This window comes from Pantoea sp. R13S299, from assembly GCF_048515925.1.
GTDB lineage: Bacteria > Pseudomonadota > Gammaproteobacteria > Enterobacterales > Enterobacteriaceae > Pantoea.
In genome coordinates this window covers 255,837-266,538 of the sequence record NZ_JBLYEF010000005.1, presented here as the reverse complement: position 1 = coordinate 266,538, position 10,702 = coordinate 255,837, and the positions used below count along the sequence as shown (strand labels likewise).

At 52.4% G+C, this 10,702-nt stretch carries 15 protein-coding genes; 6 read left to right on the top strand and 9 right to left on the bottom strand.

The window, feature by feature from the left end:
• The first annotated feature begins 345 nt into the window (after positions 1-345).
• Positions 346-900 (top strand): gamma carbonic anhydrase family protein, encoded by a 555-nt coding sequence (locus ACN1CO_RS20465; RefSeq protein ID WP_419140462.1) that lies wholly within the window; start codon positions 346-348, stop codon positions 898-900.
• Here ACN1CO_RS20465 and ACN1CO_RS20460 read toward each other — a convergent pair.
• From ACN1CO_RS20460 to dprA, 6 genes are read right to left on the bottom strand one after another with little or no spacing between them, the layout of a single operon-like run.
• Entirely contained in the window at positions 867-1,124 is a 258-nt protein-coding gene (locus tag ACN1CO_RS20460; protein WP_419140457.1) for a DUF1488 domain-containing protein, read from the bottom strand. The two genes, ACN1CO_RS20465 and ACN1CO_RS20460, sit on opposite strands and share 34 nt — an antisense overlap.
• Positions 1,121-1,939, bottom strand: coding sequence for a shikimate dehydrogenase (gene aroE, locus ACN1CO_RS20455; RefSeq protein WP_419140456.1), 819 nt, complete (start codon positions 1,937-1,939; stop codon positions 1,121-1,123). The genes ACN1CO_RS20460 and aroE overlap by 4 nt, the downstream gene beginning before the upstream one ends.
• 3 nt (positions 1,940-1,942) lie before the next feature.
• Positions 1,943-2,515 (bottom strand): L-threonylcarbamoyladenylate synthase type 1 TsaC, encoded by a 573-nt coding sequence (gene tsaC / locus ACN1CO_RS20450; protein ID WP_283546950.1) that lies wholly within the window; start codon positions 2,513-2,515, stop codon positions 1,943-1,945.
• Positions 2,516-2,518: 3 nt separating this feature from the next.
• Positions 2,519-3,067, bottom strand: coding sequence for a topoisomerase DNA-binding C4 zinc finger domain-containing protein (locus ACN1CO_RS20445; protein WP_033734101.1), 549 nt, complete (start codon positions 3,065-3,067; stop codon positions 2,519-2,521).
• Between the two features lie 24 nt (positions 3,068-3,091).
• Positions 3,092-3,565 carry a DUF494 family protein Smg gene (gene smg / locus ACN1CO_RS20440; protein ID WP_013359228.1) on the bottom strand — a complete coding sequence of 158 codons (474 nt, stop codon included), beginning with the start codon at positions 3,563-3,565 and terminating at the stop codon, positions 3,092-3,094.
• The gene (gene dprA, locus ACN1CO_RS20435) at positions 3,537-4,661 is read right to left on the bottom strand and encodes a DNA-protecting protein DprA (RefSeq protein ID WP_419140455.1); all 1,125 of its coding nucleotides are present in this window, start codon (positions 4,659-4,661) and stop codon (positions 3,537-3,539) included. The genes smg and dprA overlap by 29 nt, the downstream gene beginning before the upstream one ends.
• Before the next feature lie 115 nt (positions 4,662-4,776).
• Between dprA and def the strand changes: the two genes are divergently transcribed.
• The 5 genes from def (at position 4,777) to mscL (ending at position 9,535) form a co-directional block, all read left to right on the top strand.
• The gene (def, locus tag ACN1CO_RS20430; RefSeq protein ID WP_013359230.1) at positions 4,777-5,289 is read left to right on the top strand and encodes a peptide deformylase; all 513 of its coding nucleotides are present in this window, start codon (positions 4,777-4,779) and stop codon (positions 5,287-5,289) included.
• A gap of 20 nt (positions 5,290-5,309) precedes the next feature.
• Positions 5,310-6,254 (top strand): methionyl-tRNA formyltransferase, encoded by a 945-nt coding sequence (fmt, locus tag ACN1CO_RS20425; RefSeq protein ID WP_419140454.1) that lies wholly within the window; start codon positions 5,310-5,312, stop codon positions 6,252-6,254.
• A gap of 49 nt (positions 6,255-6,303) precedes the next feature.
• A complete protein-coding gene (rsmB, locus tag ACN1CO_RS20420) occupies positions 6,304-7,605 on the top strand; it encodes a 16S rRNA (cytosine(967)-C(5))-methyltransferase RsmB (RefSeq protein WP_419140453.1) in 1,302 nt (433 codons plus the stop codon).
• Between the two features lie 18 nt (positions 7,606-7,623).
• Positions 7,624-9,000, top strand: a complete 1,377-nt coding sequence (gene trkA / locus ACN1CO_RS20415; protein WP_013359233.1) for a Trk system potassium transporter TrkA — start codon at positions 7,624-7,626, stop codon at positions 8,998-9,000.
• Between the two features lie 124 nt (positions 9,001-9,124).
• Positions 9,125-9,535 (top strand): large-conductance mechanosensitive channel protein MscL, encoded by a 411-nt coding sequence (gene mscL, locus ACN1CO_RS20410; protein ID WP_419140452.1) that lies wholly within the window; start codon positions 9,125-9,127, stop codon positions 9,533-9,535.
• On the opposite strand, the gene ACN1CO_RS20405 is transcribed toward mscL, so the two are convergent.
• The 3 genes from ACN1CO_RS20405 to ACN1CO_RS20395 are packed head-to-tail and all read right to left on the bottom strand — an operon-like array spanning position 9,536 to position 10,617.
• A complete protein-coding gene (locus ACN1CO_RS20405; protein WP_010252762.1) occupies positions 9,536-9,769 on the bottom strand; it encodes an alternative ribosome-rescue factor A in 234 nt (77 codons plus the stop codon).
• A 59-nt stretch (positions 9,770-9,828) separates the two neighbouring features.
• Positions 9,829-10,245 carry a Zn(2+)-responsive transcriptional regulator gene (gene zntR, locus ACN1CO_RS20400; RefSeq protein ID WP_039392218.1) on the bottom strand — a complete coding sequence of 139 codons (417 nt, stop codon included), beginning with the start codon at positions 10,243-10,245 and terminating at the stop codon, positions 9,829-9,831.
• Entirely contained in the window at positions 10,246-10,617 is a 372-nt protein-coding gene (locus tag ACN1CO_RS20395; RefSeq protein WP_419140451.1) for a DUF1992 domain-containing protein, read from the bottom strand.
• Positions 10,618-10,702 lie beyond the last annotated feature (85 nt).

Genomic DNA, 10,702 nt, shown 5'->3' with positions numbered 1-10,702 from the left:
GATAAATTGTTAAAGAGCAGTGCGAACAGTGCGTTAGCGTCCTGTCGCGAGGTGGCGTATATTACGCTTTCCTCCTGCAGAGTCAACCTCTTTCTCAGAAGTTTTTCTCCGGCGGCTCAGTCTCCTGCGCCTCTCAACCCGTTTCCCCGTTGCCGGTGTTCCGTGTCGATGGAGGCGCATTATAGGGATCCCGTTTCAGAGCACAACCCTTTTTTAGGATCTTTTATCTGAACGGTTATAAATGATCCAGATTGATGAGATCGCCACCGATCCGGGTCAGAATTGGCTTGTCAACTGGCTAAAATCGCATCAGGCTGCAGTGAAAACAGAACAAAGGAGAACATGATGACTTCCGCCCTACGCCCTTATAAAGATCTTTTCCCGCAAACTGGCCAGCGCGTTATGGTCGATCCAAGCAGCGTTATTGTGGGTGATGTGATTATGGAGGATGACGTGAGCATCTGGCCGCTGGTTGCGATCAGGGGTGACGTGAATCAGGTGCGGATTGGTGCCCGCACTAATGTGCAGGACGGCAGCGTTCTGCACGTCACACATAAGTCTGCATCCAATCCACAAGGCTTCCCGCTAATTATTGGCGAGGACGTCACGGTCGGACATAAAGCGATGCTGCACGGCTGTACTATTGGCGATCGCGTGCTGGTCGGAATGGGATCGATTCTGCTTGATGGTGTAATAGTAGAAGAAGAGGTGATGATTGGTGCCGGGAGTCTGGTGCCGCCAGGTAAAAGGCTGGAAAGCGGCTATCTCTATCTGGGTAGCCCGGTGAAGCAGATCAGGCCGCTGAATGACAGTGAGAAGGAAGGTTTACGTTATTCCGCTAACAACTATGTCAGCTGGAAAGATGATTACCTGGTGGGAGATAACCAGATCCAGCCCTGAGCATCCACATCATCCTGACGAATAGCCGCTTCGGCCTCATCTTCCAAATCCCAGCGATGGTGCTGAAACAGTGCCATCGCCTCCCCTTCACCAAAGCGTGAAGCAAGCGACTCGCGGCTGATCGCACAGTTCAGCCGCATGCCGTTGACCAGCACCGGAAAACAGACCGCATTCAGTTCAGCATCATAGGTTTCCTCATCAGGAAACTGTATCGCCTGATTCATGGCTGCATGGGCTGCTTGAGCTGAGCAATCACCGGCGCGATTTCCGGCATCACACCGTGCCATATATAGAAGGCATGAGCAGCCTGCCCCACCAGCATCCCAAGTCCATCGGCCAGATAATGTGTGCCACGTGCCTGACACCAGAGCAGGAAAGGTGTCAGCCCGCTTTGGTAAAACATGTCATAACAGCGCACCTCCGAATGGATGACTTCCACAGGTAAAGGGGGTGTTTCTCCATTCACACCGCTTGAGGTGGCATTGATGATGAGATCAAAATGCTGATCCGTAAGCTGCTCAAAACGACATGCCCGGATAGGCCCACTCTCTCCAAACAGAGTCGCCAGCTCTTCAGCACGCGCGGTCGTACGATTGACGACGGTCAGCTTCACGCCGGCTGAAAGCAGCGGCAGAATGACACCGCGTGCGGCCCCGCCCGCTCCCACCAGCAATACATTATCGCCAGCGTTGATCATCTTCAGCCGTTCAAGATCGCTTAACAGGCCAATCCCATCCGTGTTGTCACCCAGGATCTGTCCATCACTGAGCTTTTTCACCGTATTAACCGCACCGGATAGGGCAGCTCGTTCACTCAGCTGATCGGCAAATTCCCATGCCTGCTGTTTGAAAGGCAACGTCACGTTGGCACCACGACCTCCCTTTTCGAAAAAGGCAGAGAGCGCCCTGGGAAAACCATCAACCGGGGCACAGATGCGGCCATAATGATGTTCAATGCCCGTCTGCTCAGCGAAAGCCTGATGGATCAGCGGAGATTTACTGTGGTTGATCGGATTACCGAAAACGGCGAATTGATCCATGAATTAACCCTGACGTATAAGTTCGCCGCTGATGACATCGCGGATTTCAGAAGGATTGAGTCGTCCCCCCGTTTTTCCTGACAGAACCGGGAAGTGCTCGCCAAACTGCTGCTTCACTTCTTCAGCCGTGCGGCAGGGAGGCAGGCCAGTCAGATTCGCGCTGGTTGAAACCAGCGGTTTACCGAATGCGCGGCAAAGGGCCTGTACATCAGGATGGTCACTGACGCGAATGGCCAGTGAATCAAATTGTCCGGTCAGCCAGCGAGGCGTTTGCGGTGGCACGGGGACGACAAAGGTCACAGGGCCTGGCCAGCAGGCAAACATCCGCTCACGTTGAGTCACCGATAGTTCGCGTGCGGAGATGTACGGTTCTAGCTGGGTGTAATCAGCCGCAATCAGAATGAGTCCCTTTTCTACCGGACGCTGTTTCAGCGCCAGCAACGCCATGACGGCAGATTCACTGTCAGGGTCACAGCCCAGACCAAATACGGCTTCAGTAGGATAGGCGATGACCGCCTGACGATTCAGATGCTCCAGGCAGGTCTCAAGTGAATCGGCGAGGTGTTGATTTTCCATGGTCTATGAATTCTCTTCAGCGATGGCTTTGCCACAACTCTTACTGGCACAGAAGCGTTTCACGCCCTGCGCGGTCTTTTTTTCAACTAACAGTGGATACTCACAATAAGGGCAGATTCCGGCTACGGGTGTCAGATTCACAACAAACTGGCAGGCTGGATAGCGATCGCAGGAGTGAAACGTTTTGCCGTACCGGGAACGCCGCTGAACCAGGCGACCTTCATGGCATTGTGGGCAGGCCAGCGAGGTTTCATCCGGTTTGTCGATGGTTTCGGTGTATCCGCATTCCGGATAGAGGCTGCAGCCAATGAACATACCAAAACGTCCCTGCCGCAACACTTTATCCGCACCGCATTCGGGACAGGCGTGGCCTTCCAGCACTTTAACCACATGGCCATCGGCCTGACCTTTTAAAGGTCGAATGTAGTCACAAGCCGGGTAGTTTGCGCAGCCCAGAAAAGGACCGTGTTTACCGGAGCGTATAACCAGTTCTGCCCCGCAAGCGGGGCAGGGATCCTGTTTACGCACGGTGAAGAGTGCAGCTTTACTCATAGCGATCAATGCATGAAAGGAAATTTAATGCAGCATACCTTCATTGGCGTCGAATAGCAGTTCTTCCATCTGCTGATAGGCATTTTCACATCCCGGGATGTTGAACAACACCATCAGCACCACCCACTTGAGATCCTCCAGGTCAAACTCTGAGGTATCCAGCGCCATGATACGTTCGATCACCATTTCACGAGTTTCCAGGTTCAGCACCTGAATCTGCTCCAGGAACAGCAGGAAACCACGGCTGTCAGCATCTAAACGTTTGCTCTCTTCATCAGTATAAATACGCATGGAGAGCGGATCATTTGTCAGTAAAATTGGCTCTACCAGTCCTTCCTGATAGTCAGCCAGTCTTTCTAACCAGTTCAGCGCACTGTAAACATCTTCACGATGGAACCCGGCATCCGTCAGGTCGTCTGTCAATCTGTCCTGATCAACACCCATTTCTGCTTCGTTGTGGATATATGTCTCAAACAAATACATCAGTACGTCGAACATGGCATGCCCTCCTCAATCGGACATAGCCGCCGGGTACAGCTGCGATCCATCCTGCTAACTCCAGTTCCAGCAACTGAGCTGAGATAACTGGCACAGATTGGCCGGCACGTTCAGCGACAACGTCAACAGGTGTAACATCATCACCTACGTTAGCCAACACATCAGCAAATGGCAATGGAGCATCGTCACTCACCTCAGAATAAATTTCGCTGGCCTGGGTCGCTGGCAGCCAGTTAAGTGCACTTGCCAGATCTTCCACGATGTTATTAGGATGGGCTACCAGCAGCGCTCCCTGCTGAATCAGCCAGTTTACGCCTTCGCTTAACGGGTTGCCGAGCGCGCCAGGTAAGGCATAAACATTGCGATTTTGCTCCAGCGCATAGCGTGCCGTCACCAGTGAGCCACTCTTTAGTGAGGCCTCGACCACCAGCACCCCATGACTCAGGCCGCTGATGATACGATTGCGGCGTGGAAAATTAAGCGGATGCGGCTGGGTCATCAGCGGAAACTCAGAAATAACCGCACCACCCTGCTCTACGATCTCTGCAGCAAGCCGGGCATGATTTTTGGGATAGAGCCGCTGCAATCCACTGCCCAGCACCGCCACCGTTTTACCCTTCACGTTGAGTGCTGCCTGATGCGCAACGCCATCAATACCCCGGGCCAGTCCGCTGGTAATAGTCAGACCGCTGAGGCTTAATTGCTGGGTAAACCAGTCGCACCAGTAACGGCCATTGTGGGAACAGTTCCGGCTGCCCACCACCGCTAACTGAGGTGTAGTGATCACGCCAGGATCGCCATTAATATAGAGCAGCGGCGGAAAGCGACTCGTCTCTTTAAGTCGGGCAGGATAGGCTGCGTCCAGAGCAGTCACCAGATGATGAACCGGACTCCCCCCCAGCCAGGCATAGATTTCAGTAAGCTTTTTCTCATCAAAATCAAAATATTGCTGACGCTGGCTGGCGTCTAACCCAAGCCGGATAAGTTGCTCACTGTCCGCCGGTTCGCCACCTGTCTGCTGCGCGACTTCAACCCAGCGTTTCCCTGTCATTCCAGTGACGGCTGCCAGCCGCACATACTGCGCTATTTTGTCCATCTCTGGCTCCCTGATCGCCCTTGCTTCCTGCCGCACAATGCTGTCAATCAGGCCTCGAAAAGTCTACAATATGAGGTAGTAATCTTTTCTTAACCGAATACAGATCTGGATATTTATGTCAGTTTTGCAGGTATTACATTTCCCTGACGAGCGTCTTCGCAAAGTCGCTGCGCCCGTTAAAGAAGTTAACGCAGACATTCAGCGTATCGTTGATGATATGTTCGAGACGATGTACGCCGAAGAAGGTATCGGTCTTGCGGCTACGCAGGTCGATATTCATCAGCGCATTATCGTGATTGATGTCTCTGAAAGTCGTGAAGAGCGTTTAGTGCTGATTAACCCTGAGCTGCTGGAAAAAAGCGGCGAAACCGGTATTGAAGAGGGTTGCCTCTCTATTCCGGAACAGCGCGCATTTGTTCCGCGAGCTGAGCGGGTAAAAGTTCGCGCACTTGATCGCGACGGTAAAAGTTTCGAGCTGGAAGCCAGCGAGTTACTGGCCATCTGCATCCAGCATGAGATCGATCATCTGGAAGGCAAACTGTTTATCGATTATCTGTCGCCTCTGAAGCGGCAACGAATCAAAACGAAGTTAGAGAAACTGGCGCGTCAGAACGCGCAGGCTTCCTGAGACCTTAAGAAGGGATAAACGTGTCCGCCCCGCTAAAAATCATCTTTGCCGGCACACCTGACTTTGCAGCGCGTCATCTTGACGCGCTGCTTGCTTCTGAACATCAGGTTATTGGCGTATTCACCCAACCCGACCGTCCTGCTGGTCGCGGTAACAAATTAACCCCAGGCCCGGTCAAAACGCTGGCGCTGGCACATGATATTCCGGTTTATCAGCCTAAGTCACTGCGACCTGAAGAGAACCAGCAGCTTGTTGCTGACCTCAAGGCCGATGTGATGGTTGTTGTCGCCTACGGATTGATTCTGCCAAAGGCCGTGCTTGATATGCCACGTCTGGGCTGCATCAACGTCCATGGTTCGCTGCTGCCACGCTGGCGTGGAGCCGCACCGATTCAACGTGCACTATGGGCTGGCGACAGCGAAACCGGCGTGACCATCATGCAGATGGATGTGGGGCTCGATACCGGCGATATGCTGCATAAAGTGGCCTGTCCGATTACTGCCCAGGATACCAGTGCAACACTCTATGACAAGCTGGCACAGCTTGGACCTCAGGGGCTGCTGGATACGCTGACCTTACTGAGCACACAGCAGGCTTCACCTGAAAAACAGGATGAGACTCTTGCCAACTATGCTGAGAAGCTCAGTAAAGAGGAGGCACGTCTTGACTGGACACTCTCAGCAGAACAGCTCGAACGCTGTATTCGCGCGTTTAACCCGTGGCCGATGAGCTTTTTCACCATTGATGATCAACCCGTAAAAGTCTGGCAGGCAAGCGTTCTGCCTCACAGCGATCGTTCACCGGGTGAAATTATCAGTGCGGATAAGCATGGCATTCAGGTAGCGACCGCTCAGGGCGTTCTGAATCTGCTGCAGTTACAGCCCGCCGGTAAAAAACCGATGTCGGCTCAGGATCTTCTCAACTCGCGCCGGGAATGGTTTGAACCTGGAACCCTTCTGGACTGACTCTCAGGCCCGGTCACTCACCGGGCCTTTTGTTTGATGACAAAACCCTATGACTAAATCAATTAACCTGCGTAGCCTCTCCGCTCAACTTATTGAGCGCGTTGTCGACAAGGGCGAATCCCTGAATACGGCACTCCCTGCCGCCCAGAAAAAACTCTCTGACAAAGATAGCGCTTTAGTGCAGGAGATCTGTTTTGGCGTGTTGCGCACATTACCGCAGCTGGAAGCGCTAATCGGCAAACTGATGGAGCGTCCACTTACTGGCAAACAGCGGGTTCTGCACTATCTGATCATGGTCGGGCTTTATCAGCTGGAATATACCCGCGTGCCTGCTCATGCCGCACTGGCTGAAACCGTCGCGGGCGCCGAAGTCCTGAAGCGCACCAGCCTGAAAGGCTTATTAAATGGCGTTTTACGCCAGTTTCAGCGCCAGCGGGAAGAGCTGCTCGCCAGCATTCAGGATGGCCCACAGCGTTATCTGCATCCGGGATGGCTGCTAAAGCGATTGCAGCATGCCTGGCCGGAACAGTGGCAACAGATTGTGGAAGCCAATAATCTGCGTCCGCCGATGTGGCTCCGGGTTAACCGTCAGCACCAGGATCGGGACGCGTGGCTGGACAAGCTGGTCGACGGTGGCAGGAATGCACAACCGGCTGACGACGTGCCGGATGCGTTGCGGCTTGACGTCCCTGCTCCGGTCAGTCAGTTACCTGGCTTCGATCAGGGTTGGGTAACCGTGCAGGATTTGTCCGCTCAGCGCTGTGCGTTACTGCTTGAACCTCAAAACGGCGAACAGATTCTGGATCTATGCGCGGCTCCCGGCGGTAAAACGACCCATATTCTTGAAATCGCGCCGGAAGCAGAAGTGATGGCAGTCGACGTAGATGCGCAGCGCCTTAAACGTGTTGAGGAAAATCTGCAGCGACTGGGCATGAAAGCAGACGTTAAACAGGGTGATGGACGAACGCCGCAACAGTGGTGCGGTGATCGTCAGTTTGACCGAATTCTGCTTGATGCACCCTGCTCTGCTACCGGTGTTATCCGACGCCATCCCGACATTAAGTGGCTGCGTCGCGATCGCGATATCGCTGAGCTGGCAAAGCTTCAGAGTGAAATTCTCGACGCTGTCTGGCCGCACCTGAAACCTGGCGGTACGCTGATTTATGCGACCTGTTCCATCCTGCCTGAAGAGAATCATCAGCAGATAGATGCTTTCCTGCAGCGCCAGCATGATGCACAGGCAGAATCCCTCAGGGATGCGCCGGCGAACGGCTTGCAGGTATTCCCGCAGGCTGAAGGCGGAGATGGTTTCTTCTACGCTAAGCTGATAAAGAAATCGGGTACAAACTGAGATGAGTATTGATAAGCGATGAAAATAATCATTCTGGGCGCAGGACAGGTTGGCGGAACTCTGGCAGAGAATCTGGTGGGTGAAAACAACGATATCACGGTGGTGGATACCGACTCTTCACGTCTGCGTCATCTGCAGGATAAGTTCGATCTGCGCGTCGTGCAGGGTCATGGTTCTCATCCGCGAATTTTGCGTGAGGCGGGCGCGGAAGATGCCGACATGCTGGTTGCCGTGACCAACTCGGATGAAACCAACATGATTGCCTGCCAGATTGCTTATTCGCTTTTCAATACGCCGAATCGTATCGCCCGTATTCGCGCGGCCGACTATCTGCGTGATGCGGACAAGTTATTTATTCCTGAAGCGGTGCCCATCGATCACCTGATCTCGCCTGAGCAGCTGGTGATCGACAATATCTATCGTTTGATCCAATACCCTGGCGCGCTGCAGGTGGTTAACTTTGCAGAGGGTAAAGTCAGTCTGGCGGTGGTGAAAGCCTATTATGGCGGGCCGCTAGTGGGAAATCCGCTGTCGATCATGCGTGAGCATATGCCACACATTGATACGCGCGTAGCCGCTATTTTTCGTCAGGACCGCCCCATTCGTCCGCAGGGCTCAACCATCGTAGAAGCGGGTGATGAGGTGTTTTTCATCGCTGCCAGTCAGAATATTCGTGCGGTGATGAGTGAAATGCAGCGGCTGGAGAAACCTTACAAGCGGATTATGCTCGTGGGTGGCGGTAACATTGGTTTCGGTCTGGCGCAACGTCTTGAGAAACACTACAGCGTTAAGCTGATTGAACGTAACCCTCAGCGCGCTGCGGAACTGGCAGAGCACCTGCATGACACCGTGGTGTTTTATGGCGATGCCTCGGATCAGGAGTTGCTGGCGGAAGAACATGTTGAGCAGGTCGATCTGTTTATCGCCGTCACCAATGATGATGAAGCCAACATCATGTCAGCCATGCTGGCGAAAAAGATGGGTGCGAAGAAGGTTATGGTGCTCATTCAGCGCCGCGCCTACGTCGATCTGGTGCAGGGCAGCGTCATCGATATCGCTATTTCACCTCAACAGGCCACCATTTCTGCGTTGCTGGGGCATGTGCGTAAAGCGGACATCGTGGGCGTTTCATCGTTACGACGCGGCATTGCAGAGGCGATCGAAGCGATAGCGCATGGTGACGAATCAACGTCACGTGTGGTCGGCCGCTCCATTGACGATATCAAGCTGCCGCCAGGAACCATCATTGGCGCAGTGGTTCGCGGTGACGATGTGATGATTGCCAATGATAACCTGCGCATTGAGCAAGGTGATCATGTCATCATGTTCCTGACCGACAAGAAGTTTGTTTCAGATGTGGAACGTCTCTTCCAGCCAAGCCCGTTTTTCCTGTAAATGCCGCGTTTATAAGCAAACAGAGGACGAGACACGTAAAACTGCGGCTTAATTGGCTGTGTTGATGGCAAAACCAGTAAGGTTTGTTAGACTTTATGGCATTGGCTTAGGCAAGGAGATAAGTATGAGTTTAATCAAAGAGTTTCGCGACTTTGCAATGCGCGGCAATGTAATGGATTTAGCCGTCGGTGTCATCATCGGTGCTGCCTTCGGTAAAATCGTTTCATCATTAGTCGCCAACATCATCATGCCACCCTTAGGCTTGCTGATTGGCGGCGTCGATTTTAAATCATTCGCCTGGGTACTTAAGCCCGCAGCTGGCGATGCGCCAGCTGTTGTAATGCAATACGGTATCTTCCTTCAGACCATCTTCGATTTCGTGATCATTGCTTTCGCAATTTTCATGGCTATCAAGTTAATGAATCGTCTGTATCAGAAAAAGGAAGTAGAGAAGCCGGTTGCTAAGCCGTCTAACGAAGAAGTTCTGCTGACTGAAATCCGCGATCTGCTGAAACAGCAGAACACCCGGGTCTAGTTAATAAGCCGCCGCACAGGCGGTTTTTTTGACTGTAAAAGCAGAAGGGCAGTGATAAGACGCTTTCTTATCACTGCCCTCCCATCCAGTCCCCTTGCCATGTTTCTCTTTCCGCTTAAAACTGCCTTTACCTTTTTGCTTCTGCTCAATGCGCTGCCGAAATAATGGGTCGTGCAACAGAGCCTGAATCGCGTTATCGCGGATTTGCCCTTTGGTGTGCTGATATTTACTCATGACGCCTCCTGTTAAGATGGTCTGATACTCTATTCCTTTGCAGAAAAATAACAATATCCTTATTTGCTCAAAGCCTCTCCACGTTCCAGCGCCTCAAGAATTGAGCACGAAATGCTACTGTGACTGTCACCACAACAAGCATCCGAGAGATGTCGTAGAGAACGCTGCATCGTTTCTAATTCTGCGATCATCTGAGCAACTTCATTCAGCCGTTTTTCAACGATCGCTTTTGATTCCTGACAGGTATGATGCGCAGGATCGACCCGGATCGAGAGCAGCTCTCTGATAGCTTCAAGGCTAAAACCAAGTTTGCGCCCGTAGCGAATAAATTTCAGACGCTGAAGATCGCCTTCGCTGTAAAGTCGAAAACCGCCTTCTGTCCGACCGTCATGATCCATCATCTGCTGTTTTTCATAAAAACGGATCGTGTCTGGCGTCACCTCTGCAAGCTTAGCTAACTGACCAATGCGAAACATTTACTTCTCCTCGCGGAAACGATGTTGAATAGCTGTGGAATAACTGCCATGCAGAAAATCGGTACTCATACCTGCCTGACGTAATCTCAGCTCCAGCACCTGTAACCGATGACAATGATCCTGATAGCGATGATCTTCGGGATCGAGCTCCCTAATCAGATCGTTAACTTCCATGGCTTCACGCCTCAACTCAAGCTCCGGCGGCAGATAGCCCGAATTCTTAAGTAACCGGTATCCTGCTCTTAACTCAGATGGAACATGGCTATCATCATCCAGTTGCAGCGGCTTGCCCGAGCCAGGAAGATTACTTAGCTCGCCTTTCTCCAGCGCCGCTTTGATGTGCTGTTCAGCAAGTTCATCAACCAGCCACATAGTTAGCTCCTTTGAACATGAAGGGACTATTTTCTAAGGTAGTAAATTTCAGGCAATAAAAAACCCGCCGAAGCGGGTTTTTTAC

Excerpts from the sequence above, each read along its gene's own strand:
- ACN1CO_RS20465 (WP_419140462.1), top strand. The coding sequence starts at position 346 with ATGACTTCCGCCCTACGCCCTTATAAAGATCTTTTCCCGCAAACTGGC.
- ACN1CO_RS20460 (WP_419140457.1), bottom strand. The coding sequence starts at position 1,124 with ATGAATCAGGCGATACAGTTTCCTGATGAGGAAACCTATGATGCTGAA.
- aroE (WP_419140456.1), bottom strand. The coding sequence starts at position 1,939 with ATGGATCAATTCGCCGTTTTCGGTAATCCGATCAACCACAGTAAATCT.
- tsaC (WP_283546950.1), bottom strand. The coding sequence starts at position 2,515 with ATGGAAAATCAACACCTCGCCGATTCACTTGAGACCTGCCTGGAGCAT.
- ACN1CO_RS20445 (WP_033734101.1), bottom strand. The coding sequence starts at position 3,067 with ATGAGTAAAGCTGCACTCTTCACCGTGCGTAAACAGGATCCCTGCCCC.
- smg (WP_013359228.1), bottom strand. The coding sequence starts at position 3,565 with ATGTTCGACGTACTGATGTATTTGTTTGAGACATATATCCACAACGAA.
- dprA (WP_419140455.1), bottom strand. The coding sequence starts at position 4,661 with ATGGACAAAATAGCGCAGTATGTGCGGCTGGCAGCCGTCACTGGAATG.
- def (WP_013359230.1), top strand. The coding sequence starts at position 4,777 with ATGTCAGTTTTGCAGGTATTACATTTCCCTGACGAGCGTCTTCGCAAA.
- rsmB (WP_419140453.1), top strand. The coding sequence starts at position 6,304 with ATGACTAAATCAATTAACCTGCGTAGCCTCTCCGCTCAACTTATTGAG.
- trkA (WP_013359233.1), top strand. The coding sequence starts at position 7,624 with ATGAAAATAATCATTCTGGGCGCAGGACAGGTTGGCGGAACTCTGGCA.
- mscL (WP_419140452.1), top strand. The coding sequence starts at position 9,125 with ATGAGTTTAATCAAAGAGTTTCGCGACTTTGCAATGCGCGGCAATGTA.
- ACN1CO_RS20405 (WP_010252762.1), bottom strand. The coding sequence starts at position 9,769 with ATGAGTAAATATCAGCACACCAAAGGGCAAATCCGCGATAACGCGATT.
- zntR (WP_039392218.1), bottom strand. The coding sequence starts at position 10,245 with ATGTTTCGCATTGGTCAGTTAGCTAAGCTTGCAGAGGTGACGCCAGAC.
- ACN1CO_RS20395 (WP_419140451.1), bottom strand. The coding sequence starts at position 10,617 with ATGTGGCTGGTTGATGAACTTGCTGAACAGCACATCAAAGCGGCGCTG.